The sequence below is a fragment of the Paenarthrobacter sp. NCHU4564 genome (assembly GCF_052156435.1).
Taxonomy (GTDB): Bacteria; Actinomycetota; Actinomycetes; order Actinomycetales; family Micrococcaceae; genus Arthrobacter.
Map to the genome: position 1 here is coordinate 72,322 of NZ_JBQLIS010000008.1, position 22,919 is coordinate 95,240.

Here is a 22,919-nt window from a genome sequence, read left to right on the forward strand (position 1 = left end):
GAGAGAACCACCAATGTCTACTTCATCGACGGAATCAGTGGATCTGAACACCGCACAGGTAAAGGTCGTCACAGCTGACGGCAAGATGGTGCGCAAGGCTACTGTTGCCGGCACCATGGGCTCCTTCGTGGAGTGGTACGACTATGGCATCTACGGGCTCCTGACCACGTACCTTGCCATTAACATCATGGGTTCCAAGGACGTCGGGTCCCTGCTGCTGACCAACGTAGGCTTCCTTGTCAGCTTCCTGGCCCGCCCGTTCGGCAGTGTCATCTGCGGCTACCTGGGCGACAAGCTGGGCCGCAAGAACCTGCTCTCCATGCTCCTGCTCCTCATCTCCGGCGCCACAGCATGCATCGGCCTCATCCCGAGTTCCTCCGTGATTGGCTGGGCCGCTCCGGCCCTGCTCATCCTGCTCCGCATCCTGCAGGGCTTCTCCGCCGGCGGCGAGGTTGCCGGTGCCATGGCGTTCGTAGGCGAGTACGCACACAACAAGCACCGCAACTGGTCCATGAGCTTCATCGCCGTGGGTTCCTTCTGCGCACTGCTCTTCGGCAGCGCCTTCTCCGCGGTCCTGATCACCACGTTGGGCGACGCCACCATGGAATCATGGGCATGGCGCATTCCGTTCCTGTTCGCCGTGCCGCTGGGCTACGTGGGCTACTACATCCGTTCCAAGATGGAAGACACCCCGCACTTCGAGGCCCTGCGTGAACGGAACGAGGTGGAGCGTAACCCGCTGCGCGCAGTCTTCACGTCCAAACGCCACCTGAAGGCGATCGCACTGACCATCTTCCTCCCGGCAGTAAATGGCCCCGGCTACTACCTGCTCTTCGCCTACATGCCCACGTACCTGAAGACACAGCTCGGCTCCGGCAACAACTTCAGCATGCTGCAGGCATTGACCGTGACTGCCTTCAGCCTGGTAGCAATCATTGTCGCCATCCCGCTCATGGCGCGCCTCTCCGACCGCATCGGCCGCAAGCCGGTCCTGGCCCTCTCCGCGGTCCTCATGGCCGTGGTGTCCTACCCGATGTTCGCCATGATCACCACGGGCAACATGCTCATGGCCTGCATCGCCACCGTGGTCATGGCAATCGCCTTCTCCGGCCATGCAGCCGTGGTCCACACGGTGCTGACCGAGATGTTCCCCACCACCGTCCGCTACAGCGCCTACAGCATCGGCTTCAGCCTGAGCACCATCATCTTTGGCGGCAGCGCGCCGCTGGTCATGACGGAAATCATCAAGGCCACCGGCAACAGCATGGTCCCGGCCTACGCCTCGATCGGCACCGCCATCATCACCCTGGTTTCGGTCTACTTCCTGAAGGAAACCAAGGGCCAGCCCCTGGCCACGCACTAGCAAGATAAGTACGACGGCGGCCTGCCGCCATTGCCGCCAGGCCGCCGTCGTTGGACCATAAAGCACCACAACAAGACCATTGGGAGTCACCTTGGGCATCAACTCAGTCGCCGTTGTCGCAGACCTCGGCGAAAGCTACGGAAACTACACCATCGGCGACGACGACGCCCTGCTGGGCCTGGTCACTGCCTCCAACATCGCCTGCGGCTTCCACGCCGGGGACCCACGCGTCATGGACACCACGGTCAAGGCCTGCGTTGAACGCGGCATCGAACTCGGCGCACACCCCGGTTACCCCGATCTGGTGGGATTCGGCCGCCGCCTGATCGAGGCCAGCGAAGAAGAAATCCGAACGGACGTGCTCTACCAGATCGGCGCCCTGGACGCTTTTGCCCGCATCCACGGTGGCAAGATCAGCCACGTGGCACCGCACGGCCGCATGGGAAGCATCGCCCAGACCGACGCAAAGCACGCCCGGGCCATCACCGACGCCATCAAGGCCTACGACCCCTCCTACATTGTGATTTGCCAGAACGGTTTGCTGGCCGAAGAGTCCCGCAAGCGCGGCCTCGAGGTTGGCTACGTGTTCCTGGCAGACCGCGGCTACGGCGAAGACGGCATGCCCGTTTCCCGCAACACTGAGGGCGCCCTGCTGCACGACCCCGAGGAAATCGGCCGTCGCGTGGTCCAGGTCGTCACCGAAGGAACCGTCCGCGCCGTCACCGGCAAGGTTGTCCCGCTCGGCCACGACGCCGACGTCGTCCTCCTCCACGGCGACCACCCACAGGTCCTGGAGAACGGCACCGCCCTCCGCGCCGCGCTGGACAAAGCCGGAGTCAAGGCCACAGGGCTGCAGGAAGTGCTGGCCGAGAAGGCCAAGCTCGCCACCGTCTGACCCACCCCACCAACAAGCCAAGGACCCATGAGCACGCACCCAGAGCCCGGACAGTTGCCGGACATCAAGGCCGTACCGTTCGGTGATTCCGCACTGATGGTCAGCGTTGCCTCCGGGACGGCAGGAGAACGGCAGGCGGGCAGCCGCAGGCTCCGTGAAATCCTCCTCGAGGTGCGGCCCCACGGACTGCAGGACGTTGTGGCCGGCGTCGACTCCATTCTGGTGGAGTTCGACTGCCTCACGGTGGGGCACGCCCAACTGGCGCAAACCATCCGGCTCGCGGCTGCTGGACGGTTCCACGAGGACACGGGGCACACCGATGGCAAGCACTTTGTGATTCCGCTGGTGGTCAACCAGACCTTCGCTCCGGACCTGCAGGATGTGGCCGCGGAATTGGGCATCAGCCAGGAAGCCGTCCTTGGGCATCTTGAGGATTCCGTGTTGTCGATCAACCTTCTGGCCTCGGCCATGGCACCCATGATGGGGACAGTCCGGTTCCCCGGACAGGTCAGCCGCTGCAGGGAACCACGGACCAACGTGGACCCGGGATCGGTAATGGTGGCCGGCACCAACGCCATCATCCAGCCTTTCCCGGGACCCACAGGCTGGAAGGTCATTGGGCGTACTCCCCTGACCATCTGCGATATCCGCGAAGATCCACCCACGTCCTATTCGCCCGGAGACACTGTCCGGTTCAAGGTGGTCCCGGAGTCCGAGTGGGAACGCCTGGCCGGACGGTTTCTGAGGACTGATTCGTACTCGATGGAAGGAGCACTCTGATGCCGGCCGAGCGCAGCGCTACCGTCAAGGTCCGCGAGGCCGCCTGGTTGGCCACGTTCCAGGACCTGGGCCGCGAACAGTCAGAAGCCCTCGGTGTCCCCTGCGGCGGTGCGGCCGACCAGCACTCAGCAGCCGTGGCGAACATCCTGGTGGGCAACGACCGGGCTGCCACTGCTCTGGAACTCATGGGTGGCCGGTTCGTATTCACCTCGTCCAAACCCGTCCTGATCTCTGTCACGGGAGCACCGGCGGACGTCACGGTCAACGGCAGCAAGGTCTCCATGTGGGAACCCGTCTGTGTCCCAGCCAAGGGCCGCGTGGTGATTGCGAACGCGCGCGGCGGCATGCGAAATTACCTGGCTTTCAGTGGAACCTTGGTCACTGACCATTTCATGGGCAGCGCGGCCCCCGAGGCACGAATGGGGTTCCCTCAACAAATCGCCGCGGGACAGCACCTGGAACTCGAGACCTCCTACTCGGGGTTTGAGCATCCCTACCTGACCCAGCCTCTGTTCCGCCTTCCTGTGCCCATTCCGTCGTTCGAGCACCCTTTGTGGACCATCGACATTGTGGAGGGTCCGGAGACGGACGCGGCCGTGGGCATCCGCGAGCTCCTCGCTTCCCGCGAATACACCGTCACCGCCAAGTCCAACCATGTGGGACTCCGTCTGGACGGCCCGGTGGTGCACCCCGAGGGCCTGGGAGAGATCGTCTCGCATGGCGTCCCCATCGGCGCTTTCGAGATCCCGCACGGCGACGAGCTCATCATTCTGGGCCGCTACCGGACCCTGACTGCGGGCTACCCGATTGTCGCTTTCGCTACCAAGGCCTCCTTGCCAATGTTGGGCCAGGCGCGTCCGGGGCAACGCATGACGTTCCGTTGGGTGGACCAGCACCAGGCGGTCGCGGATTACCACGAGGCGCAGCGCTTGCTGGCCGTCTTGGAGTCGCGCGTGGAGAACCTTTTCGGGGCCCTGGACCTCCCCCATCACTCCCGTCCGGCCCCGGCGCGGGCTGCAGCCTGAACATTGGCCGACCGGGGCACTTGACCCAACAGCTTCGCAAATGAGAAACTTTTCGCATATGTGACAGCTATCTCAGCACTTTCCACGATCCAAAGGAACGGAACCATGGGACTTCTTGAAGGCAAAGTAGCCGTCATTACCGGCGCAGGAACGGGCATGGGCCGCTCAACTGCGGAACTGCTCGCAGCTGAAGGCGCACATGTAGTACTGGTTGGCCGTCGGCTTTCCGTCCTGGAGGAGGTCGCCTCGGACATTGCGTCCGACGGCGGCAGCGTCCACCCGCGGGCCGCTGACATCGCGGCCAAGGACGACGTCGATTCCCTGGTCGCGTGGGTCTCCGAAACCCTCGGACCTGTAGACATCCTGGTCAACAACGCAGGCAGCGCGAGCAAGGTACTCAATGTCCGGTGGATCAGCCAGGAGGAATGGAACAGCGTCCTGGATGTCAACCTCAACGCCGTCTACCTGCTGACCCAGGCCGTCCTCCCCGGGATGCTGGCCCGCAACACCGGCACCATCATCACGGTGTCCTCGCTCGCGGCCGTCAACCCGAACCTCCTGGGCGGCGCCGCCTACGGTGCCGCGAAGGCCGCCGTCCGGAACTTCATGACCTACCTCCACAACACGTTCCGCAACGAAGGACTCCGTGCCGTCACCATCCTTCCGGGCGAAACCGCGACGCCCATCCTGGACAACCGGGCCCGGCCGCCGAAGGCCGAAGAACGCGAAGCCATGGTCCAGCCCGAGGACGTGGCCCGCGCCATCCACCTGGTAGCCACATTGCCGCAGCGCACCGTGGTCCAGGAACTGGTGATCGCGCCGACCGTCCAGCGCGACACCTCAGGGGACATCGAGATCAGCCGCTGGGCCGGCGCCCCCGCAGAAGACCACCCCCGGCGCTAAGACCGCTCCCGCCAAACTTTCCACCTATCCCGAAACAGGACCCCATGACACTTGAACCAACCACCGCCGTTGCCTCCTTCCAACCATCCGAGGCCGTGCTGCGGGTCCAGCGAACATCACTGCGCGTCCAGCAGCCGCAGTCAAAGGGCGATCTCGTGTCCCTGGCCATGGGCGAGCCGGACTTCGACACGCCCGAACAGGTACGTGCCGCAGCCGCCCGCGCTCTGGAAGAGGGACACACCCACTACTCGCCGTTGCTCGGCGAGCTGGTGCTTCGCGAGGAGCTGGCTGCCCGTATCGGCCAGCTCCTCGGCGAAGTGGCCAGCCCCAGCGACGTGCTCATCACTCAAGGCGGAACGGCCGGTCTTTCCGCCGCTATCCTGGGCATCGTCAACCCGGGCGACAAGGTGGTCATCCCCGACCCCACCTACTCCCTGTACGCAGACCTGGTCAGCATGGCCGGGGGCGAGATTGTTCCCGTTCCACTGGCCGAGGACCTGCATTGGGACCTCGATGCCCTGGCCACAGCCCTCAAGGGCGCCAAGATGTTCGTTTTCTGCAACCCGTCCAACCCCACGGGCATCGTGCACTCCCGCCAGGAGCTCGAAGCCCTCGCGGACATGGTTGCCGGAACGGACACCCTGGTCCTCTCGGACGAGGCATACAGTGACCTTGTCTATACCCCGGAGCCGTTCACCTCGGCTTTGGAAATCCCGGCACTTGCCGGAAGGACCATCTACTGCCAGACGTTCTCCAAGAGCTACGCCATGACCGGCTGGCGTGTGGGCTACCTGTGGGGACCGTCGGACATCATCGCTTCCGCAGCACGGGTGCACAACACCTTCAACGGCTCCATGAACACCGCCGTTCAACTGGCCGCGCTGACTGCGTTGAAGACCTGCGGGCCGGACATCAAACGCATGCACGCCTCCTACGCCGAGCGCCGCGAGCTCATGGTCGACGGACTCAGCAAGATCCCCGGCCTTACGGTGAGCTCCCCTGAAGGTGCCTTCTATCTGTTCCCCAAGTACGACGTGGACCTGCCGGCCGCCCGGATGGTGGCCCACTTGCGTGAGTTCGGCGTGGCAGTCCGCCCCGGCAGCGAATTCGGGAGCAACGGCGAACACCACTTACGGCTTTCCTACGCCGCGAGCGCTGAAGCGATCTCCGCCGGCGTCGAGCGCATCGCTGCGGGCCTCGCGGCACTGAAGCAGACCCCGTGACACTGCTCAACCCTCCATCAGGGCTGCGCGTAGACATGCAGCGCAACCGGATGCTTTTGGTTGAGGCGGCCGGCCGGCTCTTCGGAGCCGGCCGTTCGGCTACCATGTCCCAAATCGCCGCCGAAGCCGGCATCTCCACTGCCACTGCCTACCGGCACTTCGCATCGGTGGAGGACGCGCTCGCCGCTTACCGCTTTGAAGTGGGCCGCGAGCTCTTGGAATTCAGCCGTGCACAGTCTTCGGCCGGCCTGGAGTTACTGGAGGCTGTGTGCACCAAGTGGGTTCACTTGGTGGTCCAGCACGGCGAATCGATGATCCACACCCGATCCCCGGAGGGTTACCTTGCCCGGGTCAAGGCCGGCGCGTACTACCTGACGGTCCAGGCCGATGCTCTTGCGGAGCCCCTCAAGGAAGCTTGTCTGGACCTCGGCATCCAGCACCCAGGGGACGAGGCCCTCTTCCTCTGGAACGGTTTCTTCGACCCCCGCGAAATCAACGATCTTATCCAGAGCCTGCAGCTCACGGCCGAACAGGCCTCCGCCCGACTGCTCAGGACTTTCACGGCCGCCCTGACTGGGTGGTCCGTTTCCAGGACCTAAGCTTGAGGTGACGAAAGGGTGCCCATCAATGCGTAGTGACACACAGCGCAACCGCAGACAACTGGTCAAGGCAGCGGGCCAGCTGTTTGCGTCCCGCCGCGGCCCTATCAGCATGACGGACGTCGCCAAGCACGCCGAGATATCTACGGCCACCGCGTACCGGCATTTTCCTTCAGTCGAGGACATCCTGGCCGAGTACCGTTTTGGCGTTGGTGAGAAACTGCGCGACTTCAGCCTGAAGCAGCAGGAACTGTCCGGCGTCGAACTTTTGACCACAGTGAGCCGCAAGTGGGTGGACCTGGTCACGCGCCATGGCGGCGCCATGCTCTACACGCGTTCCGGCGAAGGCTACCTGGCCCGTCTGCGCTCCGGCGCCTTCTACCTGACCGTGCAAGCGGATGCACTGGAGCGGCCACTGCGCGAGGCGTGCGAGGAATTGGGCCTCCCGCCGATCGGCGATGAGGCCATGTTCCTGTGGAACATCCTGTTCGACCCCCGCGAAATCCTGGACCTCATCAACACTGTGGGGCTGACCAAGGACCAGGCAACGGCCCGGCTGATCGCAGCCCTCAAGGGTGCACTGTCCGGTTGGAGCGCCGACCGGGAGCAGGCGTAGATATTCCGTAACAGGGAAAGCCGGACCCGCGGGTCCGGCTTTCCCTGCCTACAGTGTTTCCGGCCTGATAAGTTCGCGGATCCGCTCTGCCGGCAGGGACGTCAAAGCGGCGACCCGGAAGATGTCCAGGCTGCCCTTTTGGAGCCCGGCCAGGACATCGCGGCGGAGTTGCTGCACGCACTTGTCCTTGTCTTCCAAGGCGGCATTGAGTTGCCTCACGATGGCGGAAAGGCCCGCGAGGTGCCAATCCTGCTGAGCCCCTGAGAAATGGAGATCCTGGTAGGCGCCGCCGAGCCTTTTGACATCGGTTGCCCGGATTCCCACAACGGCCGAAACCGCGGCGGGGGACACTTTGTCCGCCAGCGCGGCCGCAATAGCCTCATTTCGGCGGCTCAGGAGCATCCGCACATGGCTGTCGATGCGGGCGCGCGAGACCCGGGACTCTGTGAGCCTCAGCTCCAGCGAAGTGAGCCGGGGCTTATGGGCAGTGGTCCGTCGGCGCGGCCTGGCTTCAGCTACGTAGGTCACGGGGCGTGAGGCCGTGGAGCAGATGCCACACGATGGCCGTGTTGCGGTGCGTGGGCATGATGCTGCCCTCCAACACCTGCAGACCCGGCCCCGTTTCACCAACCGGAGCCCACAAGCCGCTGACCGGGCAATGGGTTCCGGTCCCGGCCACGTACCGGCACCGGTGTGAATGACCTTGCGATTGTTCTCCAACGATGCGTCGCATCACGTGCCTCCGGGGTCTGGGGAGTTTGCTGGAAACTCCGGGAAATCTGATGGTTTAAGCGTATGTCCGGCATCACACAAAATCAAGAAACTTTTCTCATTTGCTTAAGTTTTCTCATAGCTTGAGGCGCGGCCACCCCCCTTGACCTCCACTCGAAATACTGCGAACCTTTTCTCAAGTATGATTTTTGCCATGCCCGTCCGCGATGGCGCGAACCAAAGGAATATCCATATGAGCACCACTCCCCTGCCACCCCTTGTAGTCATGGGCGTCTCCGGATGCGGCAAATCAACCATCGGCTCGCTGTTGGGCGCGCAGCTGGGCATGCCGTTCCAGGACGGCGATGACCTCCATCCTGCGGCAAACAAGGCAAAGATGGGCGCGGGCATCCCCCTGGACGACTCCGACCGCAAACCCTGGCTGGAAGAGATCGGGCGCACGCTGCGTGCATCAATGGATCAGGGCGCCCCGTCGATCATCGCCTGCTCCGCGCTGAAGCGCAGCTACCGCGAACTGCTTCGCACCCACGTTCCCAACGTCGTGTTCGTCCACCTGCACGGCGACCGTGAAACCCTCCTGGCCCGGATGAACGCCCGCGATCACGAGTTCATGCCATCCAGCCTCCTCGACTCGCAACTAAGCACACTGGAACCCCTGGCTGACGACGAAAAGCACGTACTTGCCGACTTCAACCTTGCGCCTGACGTGCTCGTCGAGAAAATCTCCGGCCAGCTCGCCGCTTAGTTTCGCGGCGCCCAGGCAGGCCAACCACTGCGCGAGAGGCCGCCGTCGTCGGCTTGCCGCAGACGGGGACCTGTGCGCGCCGGCGGCCGGACAGCTAGCGTTGAGGGATGGTCACTGAGTACAGGTACGACGTCGAGGTGCTGCACCTGCTGGTGTCGCCCGCCCACGCCTACTTTGGCCGGGCGCGGGAAGGAGCTGCCGACGTTCCGACAACCGATGCCCCCGCTGCCGAGCTTGTTGCGGGCAAGGGGATCGTGGGTGACCGGTTCTTCGGCAAGGCCGCCCACATGGACGCAGCGGTGACGTTGTTCGCCGTCGAAGCCCTTGAATCGATCGCCGCAGACCTCGGTGCCGGCCCTTTCGATCCGCTCTTGACGCGCCGGAACGTGGTGATCCGCGGGGCCGAACTGGCTCCGTTGCTGGGACACGAATTCACCCTGGAGTCTGCAGGCGATTCCGTGGCCTTAAAGGCCGGACGCCCAGCGCATCCCTGTGCCTGGATGGACCAGATGCTGGCTCCCGGCGCCCACAAAGCGATGCGTGGAAGGGGTGGAGTGAGATGCCAGGTGGTCTCCGGTGGCCTGCTCCACCGCGGTCCAGCCGTGCTGGTCAGCCCCGTCCCTTTGGACCCCTCCCGCGCCGGGGACGCCACGGCGTTGAGGCCCTCGAGGCTGCCGTGATCCCGAGGCGCCTACCGCAACGACGTACTTTGACGCCAGGCAGGTGCCAAAACAGCCACAGCCAGTTGGAAACGGTCGATACGCGGCTCAGCGTTGGTCGGGAAGGCGTGCCCCGTTTGAGACTGGAAGATCAGCGGAAGTTGCGACCGGGCTCGGTCTCGTTCGGATGGCCTGTTTCCACACGCTCAATGAGCACGCGGCCTGGACCTTTGCCCTTCTTGACCGGCGGGATCACGGCGTACCAGATGCGGCCACCGTGAGAGAACTTGTACTGATAACGGTCATGTTCCAGACCTTGGTAAGTCAGGCTCCGGAACCCACCCCGAAGGATGTAGCACAGCCCCGGCTGTTCACGGCCTGGATTCGTCGTAAGGTACTCCCAAGCCTCGGCGAGGCTATTGCGAGCGGTTGCTTTAGCATCTTGCCAACCCTTCTCCGCCTCACGGGTTATGAATTGCAGGACAAAGTCCGTGCTTTTCGACGGCCTGGGAACGCCGTCCGTTCGCTTCGCCAAGCTACGGCCCCTCGAGAATGACCGGCTGATCCAGATAGTTCAGGTCCGCACTGCCGACAGGGATCCCTTCTGCTGCGGCCGCGGCCGTGGCCTCCCACGAGGAAATCACTACGCCGAGCCGCCCGAAAAATCCAACAGCAGCGCATCCACGGGCTACCTCCACGACCTCGCCAGCGAACTCGTCCTGCTCAGCCCGGGTCAGGAAGGTGAGCCATGGAAAAGGCACATGGAGTCGTTGGACAAAGTCGCCTTCCCCGAGGGAAGCGGCAATCAGGGCGGAAGCCAACTGCAGACCGTGGCGGTCGTTGCGGTGATCACTTGCCTTGGAGACTATCAAGTCTTCTTTGCCGCGCCGCGTGACGACGATGTCCCCTTCGTCGATGTGGGACAGAACTTCCTTTGGCTCGCGCAGAAGCTGCGTGAAGGTTGCTGTTGTGGTCATAGGAAAATTTTATCTGATAAACATCAGATAATCACCTGCTTGTGACATCCACTCATAGCCCCGGACGATCAAGAAACTGCGGTCATTCTCCGAGGGGCCACCGACCGCGAAACCTCACACTTCCGCCGCCGGCGCCGCGAACTGGGCCTCGTACAGCCGGGAGTACGCTCCGCCGGTGGCCAGCAGTTCCGCATGCGTCCCCTGCTCCACGATCTGCCCAGCCTCCATCACCAGGATGAGGTCGGCATCCCGGATGGTGGAGAGCCGGTGGGCGATCACAAAGCTGGTCCGGTCCGAGCGCAGGGCATTCATGGCCTTCTGAACCAACACCTCGGTACGGGTATCCACGGAACTGGTGGCCTCGTCCAGGATCAGCACCGACGGACGGGACAGGAAGGCCCGGGCTATGGTGAGCAGCTGCTTCTCCCCTGCCGAAACGTTGCTGCCCTCATCGTCCAGGACGGTGTCGTAGCCCTCCGGGAGCGAGCGGACAAAGCGGTCAACATAGGTGGCCTGGGCAGCCTCCACAATCGAAGACTCCGGAGCATCAGGCCGTCCGTAGGCGATGTTGTCCCGGATGGTTCCACCGAAGAGCCAGGTGTCCTGCAGGACCATGCCCATCCGCGAGCGCAATTCCTGCCTGGACATGGTGGCGATGTCCACGCCGTCCAGGGTGATCCGGCCGCCGTCGAGTTCGTAGAACCGCATCATGAGGTTTACCAGGGTGGTTTTGCCCGCCCCGGTGGGCCCCACGATGGCGATGCTCTGGCCGGGCTCGGCCACCAGGTCCAGGTTCTGGATCAGCGGCTTGTCCGGGGAGTAGCTGAAGGAGACGTTCTCAAAGACCAGTCGGCCCCGGCCCGTGCCCGGGGAAGAATCAACAGGTTCCGGTGATTCTTCTTCTTCGTCCAAGAGGGCAAAGACCCTCTCCGCGGAGGCAACTCCGGATTGCAGCATGTTGGCCATGGACCCCAGCTGGGCCAAGGGCATGGTGAATTGTCGGGAGTACTGGATGAAGGCCTGCACGTCGCCCAGCTGCATGGCCCCGGCAGCCACTTGCAGCCCACCCACCACGGCGATGCCCACATAGACGAGGTTCCCAATGAACGTCATGGCCGGCATGATGAGGCCGCTGACGAACTGGGCGCCGAAGCTGGCCTGGTACAGCTCGGCGTTCTTGGCCCGGAACTTCTCCTGCACCTCGTTCTGCCGCCCGAACACCTTCACCAGGGCATGTCCGGTGTAGGTTTCTTCGATCTGGCCATTGAGCTCACCGGTGTTTTTCCACTGGGCCACGAAGAGTTTCTGGGACCGTTTGGCGATCAGCACCGTGATGCCCAGGGTCAGGGGGATGGTCACCAAGGCGATCAATGCCAGCAGCGGCGAGAGGATGAACATCATCACCAGCACGCCCAGCACCGTCAGGAGGGAGGAGACTACCTGGCTGATGGACTGTTGGAGGCTTTGGGAGATGTTGTCGACGTCGTTGGTCACCCTGCTCAGCAGCTCACCACGCTGGATGGAGTCGAAGTACCGCAGGGGCAGCCGGTGGATTTTGGCTTCGACCCGCTGCCGCAACCGGTAGACGGTCCTCTGCACGACGCCGTTGAGCACATATGCCTGCATCCAGCCGAACGCCGCGGCCAGGACATACAGCGCCAGCGCCCAGAGCAGCACTGATGACAGGGCGCCGAAATCTATTCCGGTTCCGGGTGTCAGGGTCATGGCGCTCAACATGTCGGCCTTGGCCCCTTCGCCGGAGGCGCGAAGCCCGGCGATCACATCGGCTTTGGAAACGCCGGCGGGAAGTTCTTTGGATACGACGCCGGCAAAGATCAGGTTGGTACCTTCGCCCAACAACCGTGGGCCGATGACGCTCATGGCTACGCTGACCACGGCAAACACCAGGATCAGGACCAGCCAGAGCCGCTCGGGCCGCAGGGTGCCCAACAACCGCCGGGCGGACGCGCCAAAGTTGGACGCCTTCTCCGCGGGGATGTTCATGCCGGCGAACGGGCCACCCCTGCCGGGTCCCATGGGCGGGCGTTGCGGACCCCGGGTCATGGTGCTCATGCTGCCTCCTCCGCTGCGAGCTGGGAGGACACAATTTCCCGGTAGGTTTCCGACGTTTCCAGCAACTCCTGGTGAGTTCCCTGCCCAACGATCCTGCCGCCGTCGAGCACCAGGATCCGGTCCGCGTCAGCGATGCTGGAGACGCGCTGGGCGATGATCACGAGCGTGGCGCCGCTGGTGTGCTGCTTGAGTGCGTGGCGCAGGCGGGCGTCGGTGGCCGTGTCCAGGGCGGAGAAGGAGTCGTCGAAGATGTAAAGCTCGGGCTTCTTGACCAGGGCCCGGGCAATGGCAAGCCTTTGCCTTTGCCCGCCGGAGACGTTGGTCCCGCCCTGCGAGACGGCGGCGTCGAGACCGCCTTCCATCTGCTCAACAAAGTCCCGTGCCTGGGCTACCTCGAGGGCCTGCCAGAGTTCGTCGTCCGTGGCGTCGGGCTTTCCGTAGAGCAGGTTGCTGCGGACCGTGCCGGAGAAAAGGTACGGCTTCTGGGGTACCAGGCCGATGTGGCCCCATAGCTGGTCAGGGTGAAGCTCACGGACATCCGCACCGTCAAGCCGCACGGATCCGGACGTCGCGTCGAAGAGCCTCGGCATCAGGTTCACCAACGTGGTCTTCCCCGCCCCGGTGCTGCCGATGATCGCCGTGGTCTGCCCCGCCAAGGCAGTGAATGACACACCGCTGAGGACCGGCTGCTCGGCACCCGGGTAGGCGAATCCGACGTCGTGCATTTCAAGCTGGCCGCGGCGGCGGCCGGTGTGGGAAACAGGGTTCGACGGCGGCAGGACACTTGAGTCGGTCTGCAGTACCTCGCCGATCCGGTCGGCGGAGACCGACGCCCGGGGAATCATGACGGCCATGAACGTGGCCATCATGACGGACATGAGGATCTGCATGAGGTAGCTCAGGAACGCGATCAGTGTCCCTACCTGCATGGACCCGTCCCCGATCCGGAATGCCCCGAACCAGATGACCGCCACGCTGGAAACGTTCATCACCAGCATGACCACGGGGAACATGAGCGCCATCAAACGCCCGGCCCGCAGCGCAACATCAGTGACGTCGTCGTTGGCCTTGCCGAACCGGGCCGATTCCATATCCTCCCGCACGAACGCCCGCACCACGCGGATGCCGGTCAATTGCTCGCGGAGGACGCGGTTAACGGCGTCGATCCGCACCTGCATCTTGCGGAACAGCGGCACCATGCGCGTCACGATCACACCGACGCAGACCAGCAGCACGGGCACGCTGACCGCGATCAACCAGGAGAGCTGGGCGTCCTGCCTGACCGCCATCACCACGCCGCCGATACTCAGCATGGGTGCCGTGACCATGAGGGTGCACGACATCAGGACCAGCTGCTGCACCTGCTGGACATCATTGGTGGAACGGGTGATCAGCGAGGCTGCGCCGAACCGGGTGACTTCCTGTTCGGAGAACTCCCCCACGCGGCTGAAGATCGCTTCCCTGAGATCCCGGCCCATGCCCATGGCGGCTTTCGCGCCGAAGTACACCGCAATGACGGCGCAGGCGATCTGCAGGAGTGTTATCAGCAGCATGAGCCCGCCCATGCGCAGGATGTAGCCGGTATCACCAACGGCCACGCCATGATCGATGATGTCCGCGTTGAGCGTCGGAAGGTACAGGGAGGCGACGGATTGGGCCAGTTGGAAAACGACGACGGCGATCAGCAGCCGCTGATGTGGCCGCAGGAAACGAACAAGAACCTTCCAGAGCATGGGATCTCCGAGCTTCCAGCAATAAACCGAAGGCCAGTTTACGTCTGGTTGCTGCGGGCAACCAGCGGCAGATCAGACGACGGCTTTCCGCTCCAGGGACACCAGGGCCGGCTGCGTCCCCGTGCCGCTCTTTGGCAGGTAGGTAAACAGCCGCAACGCCGGGAACTGCGGTACTCCCAGCACCATCGGCGCGAAACTCAGCCGGCCAAGCAGCGGGTGGTCGTACACCACGTCAACATGGTAGGAATCGCCCACCACCTGGCGCTCCCACAGCTCGCGGAAAGCATCCGAAACGCTGCACAGTGCGCGGGCCATGGCATCAAAGCGTGGGTCGTCCGGGAACTTGGCCGACTGCGCCCGGAACTGCGCCACCATGGAACGGGCCATCATCTCCTTGTGCACGTGCGGTTTGGCGAGCTCCGGATCAGTGAAGAACCGCTGGAGGCAGCTTTCGCCCACGCGCGTATCGAACGTGTCCGCGGCGGCTGTATTCATGACCACAACGGCCCAGAACGGATCGGCGATGTAGCTCGGGTTTTCCATGGCATCCACCAGCTGCTGAAGCAGGGCAAGCTGGGAGCCTTCCAAGCCTCCGGCTCCAGTGTCCCGCCAACCAACGCTCCGCGGGTTGCCAGTCCCCGCATCGGACACCGGGCGCCGCCCCGATGCAAGAAGCATGACGTATGCGCGGTCCTCGGGGCTCAGTTGCAGGGCGGTGGAAATCGCGTCCAGGATCTCCTCCGAAGCACCGATGGCCCGGCCCTGTTCAAGCCACGTGTACCAGGAGACCCCCACATTGGCCAGGACGGCGACCTCTTCGCGCCTCAGTCCGGGAGTCCGGCGTCGAGGGCTAACGGGCAGCCCAACGTCCTCCGGACGTGTCTGTTCGCGCCTGGCGCGGAAGAACTCGCCCAAGCGGGCGTGGTTGGAACGGGTCCGGTGCGCCAGAGGTTTGTCCGGCGGCAGGCTCCGGCCGCCGGGCGTGAGCTTTTCCGTGATGGGGGGTCTATCGGCAGGCATGGGGTCTCCAGTTAATGGCCAGCGTCCGGCCGTCCACCCTTTGGTGGACGGCCGGACGGAGAGTCGGACGGTTCCTGGTTACTGCAGGACCCGCTCTTTTTCAGAGCGGACATCCAGCTGCGCATACTCCTCGGATGCCAGGCGGGTGGCATCCGAGGGACTCATGCGCGGTTCGAGGTTGAACAAAGAGGCGATCTGCACCAGCCGTTCCTCAACCGAACCTGACACGACGTGGAACGGAATACCGAGCTCGTCCATGGTCTCCTGCAGGATGGCGTCCGACATGTTCCGGAATTGGTCGTTTACCGGACGGTGACCGTCGGCCGAGAGCGGGAGTTCGTTCTTGAGGTGGACAAAGACATCGAAGGAGCCCTTGACGTGCCGCTTGAAGCTGTTGCCGAGGCTGGTCATGACCTCCTCGAAGAATGCCAGTTCCGGCGTCTTCTCCACCGTTTCGCCGGCCTTCAAGTGTGCGGACGCGCTGGGGTTCAGCCCCAGGGAGACACGCACCGAACCGTAAATCCATTCCTGGAGGGACGAACCGTCGGAGATGAAGCCGTCCGAGAGCCGGTCTTCGTAGACAGCGCGCTCCACGTGACGGGTGACGATCATCTGGATGAGTTCCGCAGCCGTGCACTCCTCCAGGGTCTTGCCCGGTGCCGCCTCGGGCAGGATCTCCCGCATGGTCCTGGCCCGCGTCCGGGGAAGCCCGGTGTAGTGGGACAGCGCCATGGACGTGAAGGTCTTGCCCGAGGAATAGGTACCCGAAATGCCGATACGCACGCAGGCCTCCTAGTCGTTGACGAGCTGGAGGGCACCCACGGCGCTGAGCTTGCCGGCAAACTCGATGGCGGCGTCGCTCAGGTCCGCTTCTGCAACCTGGCGGGTGCCTTCGACATCCGCGTTGAGGACCGTCGGAGCGAAGCGCACGTGGGTTGCGTCCTCGATGCCTACGAAGTTCAGCCAGTCAGCAAAGAAGGTGCTGCTGAAATCGGAACCGAAGGCGGCAGGGACACCGGGAGCGTAGACGCCGCTGGTGTGGATGGCGAGGGCCTGCTTGCCTTCCATCAGGCCGCGGTAGCCCTGCTCCGGATCGAAGCCGAAGCTCCAGCCGGGCTGGGTGATGATGTCGATCCACTGCTTGAGGACATAGGGCACGCCGGAGTTCCACATGGGAATGTTGAAAACATACGCGTCTGCGGCGGCGAACTGGTCAAACACAGCCCGGGCGGCTTCCCACGCTGCCACCTGCTCAGGGGTCTGGTCCTGGCCGGTGAAGACAGCCATCTTCGCCGCAGCGGCGATCCGGCCGAAAACGGGGAGCGCACCGTCATCGAACAGGTTCAGCGTCTCCAGCTCAAAGCTCTCCGGACCGGCAGCCTGGACGGAATCGATGAAGTGCCGGGCCAGCCGCAGGGAGTCGCTGTTGGCGTAACGCGGGGAGGCATTGACGTGGAGGATGGTAGGCATGTGCTTCCTTTCGAGGCTTTGCTGCGGGGACGCTTTGTGCCCCGTCAACGATCCTCACCCGGTGCTGCGGACCTGCGTAAGAACGCACTTTTTTGTGCCTAGGGCACTTCGAAGTGCCCTCCCTGGAAGGGCTTCCCATCACCGGACCGCGCCCTAGGATTCTTCCTGTGGAAGAATCCCGAACCTCCCGGTCCTGCGGGCAGGCCAACGCCGCTCAAGCGGTCTACACGGACATCGACGGCACCGTCACCGCCTACAACACGATCTTCGAGTTCCTCCGTTTCGATGCAGCGCGCCAGGGCCGCAGCGCCGAAGCGGAGGATTTCCTGGCCGGACTTAGGTCATCAGCCGCGAACGGTGTGCCGCGTTCAGTAACGAATGCCCGGTACTTCCGTTGGTGGAGCGGCCGTGCCGTGGACGGGATCCAGCACCTCGGCGGGCTGTGGGCCGACACCCAGGCCGGCTCGCCGGACGACTGGGCTTTTCTTGAGCCAGTGGCCTCACTCCTGGATGCCCACGCCGCTGCGGGGCGGCAGTTGGTGGCCGTCACGGCATCGTTCGCGCCGGCCTTGGAGCATGTACGACGGCGGTGGCCCACCTTGGACCTGCTGTGCACGGAACCGGTGGTCACCGACGGCCGGTACACCGGCGGTATCCGCGAAGCACTGGTTGGTGAAGCCAAGGCGGGCGCTGTCCGGAGGCACGCAGCTGTGTCCGGTGTGGACCTGGACGCAAGCTACGCCTACGGGGACCACAGCTCGGACCTTCCGTTCATGGCCCTGGCCGGCGAGTCGATGCTGGTCGGTGGGCGGCTCATGCGTGCTGCAGAGGTGCCGCCGGTTAAGGTTTGAGTCGTTGTTTCCCAGACTGTCACACGCCCCAAGTAAGCTGTGCCCAGCAGTCCACTTGATGAGGAAAGTATTGGGGAAATGACTCTCACGGCTGAACAGAAGCGCCAGAAGGCCCGGAAGCACTACAACGCTTCCCTGGACCTTTGCCCCGCGCGCCAACTCCTTGAAGCGATCAGCAGCAAATGGGTAACCCTTGTCATGCTCGCCCTGGAAGGCGGCCAGCAACGGCACAGCGACCTTCGCAAGAAAATTCCGGGTGCCAGCCAGAAGATGCTGACGTCCACACTCCGGTCACTTGAGCGTGACGGCCTGGTGCTGCGCCATGTCACCGTGTCCGTGCCCGTTCGTACTGACTATGAGTTGACTCCGCGGGGTCGGTCGCTCCTGCGGATCATCTTCGACATGAAGGAATGGGCCGAGGAACACATGGACGACGTCGCCGCTTCCCGGCTCGAGCACGACCGGCACCGGCTGGCCTTCAGCTAGCGGCATGCACCTGTTTTGCCTGCACCACGCGGGCGGAACCACTGCAAGCTTCGCTGGGTGGCGCTTCCAAGGAGTCACCGTTACCAAGGCCGGCTACCGTGGCCGGAACTTCGCATCGTTCGGAGCGGCGGCTGACTCCATCGCAAGCCGGGTTCAGGAATCCCGGTCTCCGCGCATTGCGCTGTATGGGCACAGCATGGGTGCCGTGCTCGCCTTCGAGGTGGCGCTCCGCCTCCAGGAGTCCGGCACCGTGGCGCACGTTTTCCTCGCAGCCGCGCGGCCGCCGTCGGGCTTCCTGCCGGTGACGCCCGACGCCGGTGCTGCCGCCACCGGAAAGGTTCCCGCCGCCGTATGGGCGGATGCCGTTGTGGCAGAGCCGGGTGTTTCCGGCACGTTGTCGGAGCGTGCCCTGGAGGTTCTCCAGGAGGATCTGGCACTTCTTGGCAGCTACCAAGGCAGGCCACCGGCGCGCCAACTGGAAGTGCCTGCTACGGTCCTGGTGGGCCGGGACGATCCCGTGGTGCCGGCGTCGGAATCGGCGCGCTGGGCTGATTGGTGTACGGCGGCTCCGCCGGTGGTGGAAGCCGGGCGTGGCCACCTTTTTCACGTGGGCAACCCCGCAGTGATGAGGCTGGTGGAAACGACCCTGGCAGAGCCCTACCAGGACCAGGGGGGACAGCAGAAAGCCCGGCGACACCGGATGTCACCGGGCTTTCCGTAGCGGTTCAGGCTCCCGCGCTGACCAGTTCCCGTTCCAGCGCGGTCTTACCGGCCGCGAAGACAGCGGCGATCTCCGCCACCCGGCGGCCCAGATGCTCAGCCGTTGCGATGTCCGCCGGATGCACGCCGTCAACACCGACGTCGGAGAACGTCTGTGCGGCGGCCCCGTTGAAGTAGCCAAAGCGGTTGAGGTCGTTTTCCGTACCCTTGGTGCTCTTCCAACCGGGCAGGAGGCCCAGGTTGATCCAGTTCATGCCGTGCTGGGCACCGAATGTAGCGAAGTAGTCCAGCGTGGAGTTCTTGTCTCCGGCTTTGCACGCTGCGTTGGTGAAGCCCGCCCCGAGCTTGTCATGCCATTTCTGGACGGCCCATCGACCGGCGGTCTTTTCGGCGAATGCGTGGAACGCTGCCGGTGCGGTGCCCATGTAGGTGGGGGCACCAAAGATGATGGCATCAGCCTCGTCAAGGAAATCCCAGGCTTCCTGGTCAAGTTCATCAACGCGCAACAGCGCCGTGGTGGCACCGGTGGCTGCGGCAGCTGCCGTGACGGCATCCGCCAGGACTTTGGTGTGGCCGGAGCCTGAATAGTAGAGAACTGCGATTGCGGGAATGGTCATGGGTGTCCTCGCTGTGTTGTGTGCTTGTGGGCGGTGGCAGATGTGGTCAGAGTGCGGGTTGCAAGGCCAGCTTGTCGGTGACCAGGTTGGCGGCCTCACGGGCAGTTCCTGCTTCCGTGAGTTCGAATTCATCAACGCGCACGCCGAATTTGTTGCTGATGATCACGGCCGCTTCAACCAGTGAGAGTGAGTCGATGTCGAGGTCCGCGAAGGCGTCGTCCGGCCCCATATGGCTGAGTTCGTCCATGGTGGACCGGATGGCCTCGATGACGTCCAGAGCGGTGATTTCCATTGTTCTTCCCCCTTTTCAGTGGGCCGGGAGCAACCGGCGCCACGGTGGTCCTGCGCGGCCCCGCCGGCAGGAGTTGGCAGCCGTCCCTAGTGCGGGTCGACCACCGAGATTGATGGCCAGGTCATGGCTATGGCTCCCCAGGTGGTGCCTCCGCCGAAGGCAGTGAGCAGCACCCTGTCTCCGGGTGTCCGGTGTCCTTTGGTGGCGGCGTCGGTCATGGCCAGCGGAATGGAGGCAGCGGACGTATTGCCCACCCTGTCCAAATGCACCTCCGCTTTGGCGGCCGGGATCCCGGCCACGGAGGCCACGGCGTTCAGGATCCGGAGATTGGCCTGGTGGGCTATCAACGAATCGACCTCCGCCGCAGTCCAGCCTGCAGAGTCCAGCACGGTCTGCAGGGATCCGGACATGGCGGTGACCGCCTGGGTGAACACTTCCTTTCCCTGCATTTCAAAGAATGAACCGGCGCCCCGCGGAACCTGGATCAGGGATTCCCCGTCGCCGTCCGCATGCAGGGTGGAGGCGTGGATGGCTCCGGGCTGGTCCGGAGTGCCCGCGGCAAGGTACGCCGCTCCTGCCCCGTCACCGAAGATCACGGACGTAGTCCGGTCCGTTGGATCGAGCAGCCGCGTGAACGTGTCGGCTCCGATCACCAGCGCAGAAGAGGTTGACCCCGACTCAATGGCCCATGCGGCAGTAGCCAGGGCGTACACGAATCCCGAACACACGGCCGAAATGTCGAAGGCTGCGACCCCGTTCAGCCCGAGGTTCGCCGCAACCTTTGGTGCCGTGGCCGGGCAGACTTTGTCCGGCGTCGAGGTCGCCACAATCACCAGCCCCGCAGAGTCGACGCCGGCACTTGCCAGGGCGCGTTCTCCCGCCAGGGTTGCCAGCACGCTGGTGCTCTCTGTTTCATCGGCGTGGCGGCGCTCAACGATTCCCGTCCGGCGCCGGATCCACTCGTCGGTGGTGTCCATGACGGCCGAGAGATGGTGGTTGGTGACCACCTTTCCCGGCAGGGCACCACCAAGGCCCCGGACAACAGCAGTACTCATTTCACTACCCCAGCGGTCGCAGGGACGCCGGCCGCCACGGGAAGACGGTGGGCGACGCTGCAGACGACCTCGCCGCCGTCGAACGTTCCCACGACGTCAGCGCAACGCCACACTCCGCCGTCTTTTTCGATAAGGCGGCTCTTCTTCAGCCGGACCGTCAGGTCAGTACCCTGCCCGCCCCCGATCTTCGGGCAGGGAACGTTGAGGGTGATGCGCGTCCGGCGCATCCACAGAGTGTTGCTGTTGGCCCGGTCCATGGAGTCCAGCCGGTACAGGAGGACTTGCCCCAGTTGCAGCGACCCTACAAAGTACTCGACGGCGGACAGCGCCTGGGGGTACGCAGCTTCCAACCCGCGGCGGTCACCCAGGTTCCGGCCGAGGAAAGGTTGTTCGCGGAAGGACAGCCCGGCCCGGGCGTTACCGTCACCGTCCAGGACCACGTCCAGCAAGGAGACCTGCCGTTGGGCCCACAGTTGCCCGTAGAGACGCGAACCGGCCTCACCCACCAAGGCCTCTTCTGTCGGAGACTGGACTGAGGCAAGCCCCAGCCCGGCCGGCTGGTGGTCGATTTCCAGCACCGCACCCATGGACGCCACGGAGCACCGGATCACCGAGCCTGCCGCCCCGTCCTCAAGGGTTGCCCGGCATTCAAGGTCGCCCAAGAGGCCTTCCACCGGTTCGCTGCCTCCGGAGATGGTCACGGAGGCCAGCCGGGCCGAGGGCAACAGGTCCGGGGAATAGCGGCTGGCCAGCAGGGCCTCGGCCATTCTGCACGCCAGGACCAGGACGTCCGTGGTGCCAAGATGCGGAACCTGTTCCGAGTTTCCTTTGACGGACCAGACGCCGTCCAGGCCCAGTGCGGCGCGGGCCGTCAAGGTGGATTCTGCCAGGGTGTGGACTACCCGGAGGGAACTGAGCCGGGGATTGGTGGACTTGTAGCCATGGCTGAAGAAACGGCGGCTTCCGTCACCCAGGAGCTCGTCGATGGAAGCGTAGCTGCTGGTGGGGCGCAGGGCGAGTGGCATGGGTCTTCCTAGGATCGTCATCGGCGGTGATCCAAGAATCCACCGGGGCGCCGGCGGCAACCAGTGTGCGCCGATGCTGTTGGTGGGAACACCACCCTGCCGGGATCCTGCACAGCGGGTTGGCGGGCCACGTAGGCTGGAAACGTTCCACCCCAGAACCGCTATGAAGGGACCGAAGTCTTGGCTTACATCACCGTCGGAAACGAAAACAGCACTGAGATTGAGCTCTATTACGAGGATCACGGGTCGGGACAGGCAGTGGTGCTGATCCACGGCTATCCGCTGGACGGCTCGTCATGGGAAAAGCAGACTGCTGCCCTGCTGGACGCCGGGTACCGGGTCATCACCTATGACCGCCGGGGTTTCGGAAAGTCGGGCAAACCCACCGTTGGCTATGACTACGACACGTTCGCGGCCGACCTCAAGACCGTCCTGGAAACCCTGGACCTGAACAACGCAGTCCTGGTGGGCTTCTCCATGGGTACCGGGGAGGTTGCCCGCTACATCAGCACCTACGGTTCAGCCCGCGTAGCCAAAGCCGTGTTCCTTGGTTCGCTGGAGCCGTTCCTCCTGAAGACCGACGACAACCCGGACGGCGTTCCGCAGGATGTCTTTGACGGTCTGGCCGATGCCGTGAAGGCGGACCGGTACGCGTTCTTTACCGACTTCTTCAAGAACTTCTACAACACGGATACGTTCCTGGGGACCGAGCGGCTCAGCCAGGAGTCCTTGGATGCCAGCTGGAACCTCGCGGCAAGCTCGGGAGCCTTCGCGTCCGTCGCTGCCCAGCCCACGTGGCTCACGGACTTCCGGGCCGATATCCCCAAGATCGACGTTCCGGCCCTGATTGTCCACGGCACGGCAGACAACATCCTGCCGATCGACGTCACCGGACGCCGTTTCAAGGAAGCTTTGCCCAGCGCCGAGTATCAGGAGATCGAAGGCGCCCCGCATGGCCTGCTGTGGACGCACGGAGCCGAGATCAACCAGGCGCTTCTGGCCTTCCTGAAGAAATAGTCCCGGGGAGAAATTGCCCTCCGGCCAGGTTCCGGAGGGCAAA

Annotated in this window: 26 protein-coding genes; 14 read left to right on the forward strand and 12 right to left on the reverse strand. The window is 64.0% G+C overall.

The window, feature by feature from the left end; translation table 11 throughout:
- Positions 1 to 13: 13 nt before the first annotated feature.
- The 8 genes from ACSVIE_RS10490 to ACSVIE_RS10525 all read left to right on the forward strand — a co-directional run bounded on the left by ACSVIE_RS10490 (position 14) and on the right by ACSVIE_RS10525 (position 7,404).
- Complete coding sequence (locus ACSVIE_RS10490; protein ID WP_442423764.1) at positions 14 to 1,363, forward strand: MFS transporter; 1,350 nt, start codon at positions 14 to 16, stop codon at positions 1,361 to 1,363.
- 91 nt (positions 1,364 to 1,454) lie between these two features.
- Complete coding sequence (locus ACSVIE_RS10495; protein WP_426004078.1) at positions 1,455 to 2,258, forward strand: LamB/YcsF family protein; 804 nt, start codon at positions 1,455 to 1,457, stop codon at positions 2,256 to 2,258.
- A gap of 27 nt (positions 2,259 to 2,285) precedes the next feature.
- Positions 2,286 to 3,038, forward strand: coding sequence for a 5-oxoprolinase subunit B family protein (locus ACSVIE_RS10500; protein WP_426004079.1), 753 nt, complete (start codon positions 2,286 to 2,288; stop codon positions 3,036 to 3,038).
- Positions 3,038 to 4,063, forward strand: a complete 1,026-nt coding sequence (locus tag ACSVIE_RS10505; RefSeq protein WP_426004080.1) for a biotin-dependent carboxyltransferase family protein — start codon at positions 3,038 to 3,040, stop codon at positions 4,061 to 4,063. The genes ACSVIE_RS10500 and ACSVIE_RS10505 overlap by 1 nt, the downstream gene beginning before the upstream one ends.
- Before the next feature lie 105 nt (positions 4,064 to 4,168).
- Entirely contained in the window at positions 4,169 to 4,966 is a 798-nt protein-coding gene (locus ACSVIE_RS10510; protein WP_426004081.1) for an SDR family oxidoreductase, read from the forward strand.
- A gap of 44 nt (positions 4,967 to 5,010) precedes the next feature.
- On the forward strand, positions 5,011 to 6,189 hold the full coding sequence (locus tag ACSVIE_RS10515) for a pyridoxal phosphate-dependent aminotransferase (RefSeq protein WP_442423765.1): 1,179 nt from the start codon (positions 5,011 to 5,013) through the stop codon (positions 6,187 to 6,189).
- Positions 6,186 to 6,788 (forward strand): TetR/AcrR family transcriptional regulator, encoded by a 603-nt coding sequence (locus tag ACSVIE_RS10520; protein WP_426004084.1) that lies wholly within the window; start codon positions 6,186 to 6,188, stop codon positions 6,786 to 6,788. The genes ACSVIE_RS10515 and ACSVIE_RS10520 overlap by 4 nt, the downstream gene beginning before the upstream one ends.
- Positions 6,789 to 6,816: 28 nt before the next feature.
- Positions 6,817 to 7,404, forward strand: coding sequence for a TetR/AcrR family transcriptional regulator (locus ACSVIE_RS10525; RefSeq protein ID WP_426004086.1), 588 nt, complete (start codon positions 6,817 to 6,819; stop codon positions 7,402 to 7,404).
- A 48-nt stretch (positions 7,405 to 7,452) separates the two neighbouring features.
- Here ACSVIE_RS10525 and ACSVIE_RS10530 read toward each other — a convergent pair whose 3' ends face one another.
- A complete protein-coding gene (locus ACSVIE_RS10530; protein WP_442423766.1) occupies positions 7,453 to 7,932 on the reverse strand; it encodes a hypothetical protein in 480 nt (159 codons plus the stop codon).
- A gap of 436 nt (positions 7,933 to 8,368) precedes the next feature.
- Between ACSVIE_RS10530 and ACSVIE_RS10535 the strand changes: the two genes are divergently transcribed.
- Complete coding sequence (locus tag ACSVIE_RS10535) at positions 8,369 to 8,881, forward strand: gluconokinase (RefSeq protein ID WP_426004089.1); 513 nt, start codon at positions 8,369 to 8,371, stop codon at positions 8,879 to 8,881.
- Between the two features lie 107 nt (positions 8,882 to 8,988).
- Positions 8,989 to 9,561: an MOSC domain-containing protein gene (locus ACSVIE_RS10540; protein ID WP_426004091.1), complete on the forward strand. Its 573-nt coding sequence runs from the start codon at positions 8,989 to 8,991 to the stop codon at positions 9,559 to 9,561.
- A 130-nt stretch (positions 9,562 to 9,691) separates the two neighbouring features.
- Here the strand turns inward: ACSVIE_RS10540 and ACSVIE_RS10545 are convergent, their stop codons facing one another.
- From ACSVIE_RS10545 to ACSVIE_RS10575, 7 genes are all read right to left on the reverse strand, one after another.
- Complete coding sequence (locus ACSVIE_RS10545; protein ID WP_426004092.1) at positions 9,692 to 10,075, reverse strand: hypothetical protein; 384 nt, start codon at positions 10,073 to 10,075, stop codon at positions 9,692 to 9,694.
- 1 nt (position 10,076) lies between these two features.
- Complete coding sequence (locus ACSVIE_RS10550) at positions 10,077 to 10,517, reverse strand: type II toxin-antitoxin system Phd/YefM family antitoxin (RefSeq protein WP_426004093.1); 441 nt, start codon at positions 10,515 to 10,517, stop codon at positions 10,077 to 10,079.
- Between the two features lie 114 nt (positions 10,518 to 10,631).
- On the reverse strand, positions 10,632 to 12,590 hold the full coding sequence (locus tag ACSVIE_RS10555) for an ABC transporter ATP-binding protein (RefSeq protein ID WP_442423767.1): 1,959 nt from the start codon (positions 12,588 to 12,590) through the stop codon (positions 10,632 to 10,634).
- Complete coding sequence (locus tag ACSVIE_RS10560) at positions 12,587 to 14,323, reverse strand: ABC transporter ATP-binding protein (protein WP_442423768.1); 1,737 nt, start codon at positions 14,321 to 14,323, stop codon at positions 12,587 to 12,589. Before ACSVIE_RS10560 ends, ACSVIE_RS10555 begins: the two co-directional genes overlap by 4 nt.
- 72 nt (positions 14,324 to 14,395) lie before the next feature.
- Positions 14,396 to 15,343, reverse strand: a complete 948-nt coding sequence (locus tag ACSVIE_RS10565) for a helix-turn-helix transcriptional regulator (protein WP_442423769.1) — start codon at positions 15,341 to 15,343, stop codon at positions 14,396 to 14,398.
- Between the two features lie 78 nt (positions 15,344 to 15,421).
- Positions 15,422 to 16,126 carry an AAA family ATPase gene (locus ACSVIE_RS10570; RefSeq protein ID WP_442423770.1) on the reverse strand — a complete coding sequence of 235 codons (705 nt, stop codon included), beginning with the start codon at positions 16,124 to 16,126 and terminating at the stop codon, positions 15,422 to 15,424.
- A 9-nt stretch (positions 16,127 to 16,135) separates the two neighbouring features.
- Positions 16,136 to 16,813 carry an FMN-dependent NADH-azoreductase gene (locus tag ACSVIE_RS10575; protein ID WP_426004099.1) on the reverse strand — a complete coding sequence of 226 codons (678 nt, stop codon included), beginning with the start codon at positions 16,811 to 16,813 and terminating at the stop codon, positions 16,136 to 16,138.
- 167 nt (positions 16,814 to 16,980) lie between these two features.
- On the opposite strand from ACSVIE_RS10575, the gene ACSVIE_RS10580 reads away from it, so the two are divergent.
- The 3 genes from ACSVIE_RS10580 (at position 16,981) to ACSVIE_RS10590 (ending at position 18,871) form a co-directional block, all read left to right on the forward strand.
- Complete coding sequence (locus tag ACSVIE_RS10580; protein WP_442423771.1) at positions 16,981 to 17,664, forward strand: HAD family hydrolase; 684 nt, start codon at positions 16,981 to 16,983, stop codon at positions 17,662 to 17,664.
- A 78-nt stretch (positions 17,665 to 17,742) separates the two neighbouring features.
- Positions 17,743 to 18,150 (forward strand): winged helix-turn-helix transcriptional regulator, encoded by a 408-nt coding sequence (locus tag ACSVIE_RS10585; RefSeq protein ID WP_426004103.1) that lies wholly within the window; start codon positions 17,743 to 17,745, stop codon positions 18,148 to 18,150.
- A gap of 4 nt (positions 18,151 to 18,154) precedes the next feature.
- On the forward strand, positions 18,155 to 18,871 hold the full coding sequence (locus tag ACSVIE_RS10590) for a thioesterase II family protein (protein WP_442423772.1): 717 nt from the start codon (positions 18,155 to 18,157) through the stop codon (positions 18,869 to 18,871).
- A 4-nt stretch (positions 18,872 to 18,875) separates the two neighbouring features.
- Here the strand turns inward: ACSVIE_RS10590 and ACSVIE_RS10595 are convergent, their stop codons facing one another.
- The 4 genes from ACSVIE_RS10595 to ACSVIE_RS10610 all read right to left on the reverse strand — a co-directional run bounded on the left by ACSVIE_RS10595 (position 18,876) and on the right by ACSVIE_RS10610 (position 21,859).
- Positions 18,876 to 19,487: a flavodoxin family protein gene (locus ACSVIE_RS10595; protein ID WP_442423773.1), complete on the reverse strand. Its 612-nt coding sequence runs from the start codon at positions 19,485 to 19,487 to the stop codon at positions 18,876 to 18,878.
- Positions 19,488 to 19,533: 46 nt separating this feature from the next.
- A complete protein-coding gene (locus tag ACSVIE_RS10600; RefSeq protein ID WP_442423774.1) occupies positions 19,534 to 19,779 on the reverse strand; it encodes an acyl carrier protein in 246 nt (81 codons plus the stop codon).
- A gap of 86 nt (positions 19,780 to 19,865) precedes the next feature.
- The gene (locus ACSVIE_RS10605) at positions 19,866 to 20,834 is read right to left on the reverse strand and encodes a beta-ketoacyl-ACP synthase III (protein ID WP_442423775.1); all 969 of its coding nucleotides are present in this window, start codon (positions 20,832 to 20,834) and stop codon (positions 19,866 to 19,868) included.
- Positions 20,831 to 21,859 carry an AvrD family protein gene (locus ACSVIE_RS10610; RefSeq protein ID WP_442423776.1) on the reverse strand — a complete coding sequence of 343 codons (1,029 nt, stop codon included), beginning with the start codon at positions 21,857 to 21,859 and terminating at the stop codon, positions 20,831 to 20,833. Before ACSVIE_RS10610 ends, ACSVIE_RS10605 begins: the two co-directional genes overlap by 4 nt.
- 180 nt (positions 21,860 to 22,039) lie before the next feature.
- On the opposite strand from ACSVIE_RS10610, the gene ACSVIE_RS10615 reads away from it, so the two are divergent.
- Complete coding sequence (locus tag ACSVIE_RS10615; RefSeq protein WP_442423777.1) at positions 22,040 to 22,876, forward strand: alpha/beta fold hydrolase; 837 nt, start codon at positions 22,040 to 22,042, stop codon at positions 22,874 to 22,876.
- Positions 22,877 to 22,919: the final 43 nt, after the last annotated feature.

What these genes read in the sequence shown, in the direction of transcription:
- ACSVIE_RS10525 (WP_426004086.1), top strand. Translation starts at nt 6,817, where the DNA reads ATGCGTAGTGACACACAGCGCAACCGCAGACAACTGGTCAAGGCAGCG.
- ACSVIE_RS10600 (WP_442423774.1), bottom strand. Translation starts at nt 19,779, where the DNA reads ATGGAAATCACCGCTCTGGACGTCATCGAGGCCATCCGGTCCACCATG.
- ACSVIE_RS10540 (WP_426004091.1), top strand. Translation starts at nt 8,989, where the DNA reads ATGGTCACTGAGTACAGGTACGACGTCGAGGTGCTGCACCTGCTGGTG.
- ACSVIE_RS10500 (WP_426004079.1), top strand. Translation starts at nt 2,286, where the DNA reads ATGAGCACGCACCCAGAGCCCGGACAGTTGCCGGACATCAAGGCCGTA.
- ACSVIE_RS10490 (WP_442423764.1), top strand. Translation starts at nt 14, where the DNA reads ATGTCTACTTCATCGACGGAATCAGTGGATCTGAACACCGCACAGGTA.
- ACSVIE_RS10590 (WP_442423772.1), top strand. Translation starts at nt 18,155, where the DNA reads ATGCACCTGTTTTGCCTGCACCACGCGGGCGGAACCACTGCAAGCTTC.
- ACSVIE_RS10505 (WP_426004080.1), top strand. Translation starts at nt 3,038, where the DNA reads ATGCCGGCCGAGCGCAGCGCTACCGTCAAGGTCCGCGAGGCCGCCTGG.
- ACSVIE_RS10565 (WP_442423769.1), bottom strand. Translation starts at nt 15,343, where the DNA reads ATGCCTGCCGATAGACCCCCCATCACGGAAAAGCTCACGCCCGGCGGC.
- ACSVIE_RS10555 (WP_442423767.1), bottom strand. Translation starts at nt 12,590, where the DNA reads ATGAGCACCATGACCCGGGGTCCGCAACGCCCGCCCATGGGACCCGGC.
- ACSVIE_RS10510 (WP_426004081.1), top strand. Translation starts at nt 4,169, where the DNA reads ATGGGACTTCTTGAAGGCAAAGTAGCCGTCATTACCGGCGCAGGAACG.
- ACSVIE_RS10585 (WP_426004103.1), top strand. Translation starts at nt 17,743, where the DNA reads ATGACTCTCACGGCTGAACAGAAGCGCCAGAAGGCCCGGAAGCACTAC.
- ACSVIE_RS10550 (WP_426004093.1), bottom strand. Translation starts at nt 10,517, where the DNA reads ATGACCACAACAGCAACCTTCACGCAGCTTCTGCGCGAGCCAAAGGAA.
- ACSVIE_RS10610 (WP_442423776.1), bottom strand. Translation starts at nt 21,859, where the DNA reads ATGCCACTCGCCCTGCGCCCCACCAGCAGCTACGCTTCCATCGACGAG.
- ACSVIE_RS10515 (WP_442423765.1), top strand. Translation starts at nt 5,011, where the DNA reads ATGACACTTGAACCAACCACCGCCGTTGCCTCCTTCCAACCATCCGAG.
- ACSVIE_RS10605 (WP_442423775.1), bottom strand. Translation starts at nt 20,834, where the DNA reads ATGAGTACTGCTGTTGTCCGGGGCCTTGGTGGTGCCCTGCCGGGAAAG.
- ACSVIE_RS10575 (WP_426004099.1), bottom strand. Translation starts at nt 16,813, where the DNA reads ATGCCTACCATCCTCCACGTCAATGCCTCCCCGCGTTACGCCAACAGC.
- ACSVIE_RS10595 (WP_442423773.1), bottom strand. Translation starts at nt 19,487, where the DNA reads ATGACCATTCCCGCAATCGCAGTTCTCTACTATTCAGGCTCCGGCCAC.
- ACSVIE_RS10560 (WP_442423768.1), bottom strand. Translation starts at nt 14,323, where the DNA reads ATGCTCTGGAAGGTTCTTGTTCGTTTCCTGCGGCCACATCAGCGGCTG.
- ACSVIE_RS10535 (WP_426004089.1), top strand. Translation starts at nt 8,369, where the DNA reads ATGAGCACCACTCCCCTGCCACCCCTTGTAGTCATGGGCGTCTCCGGA.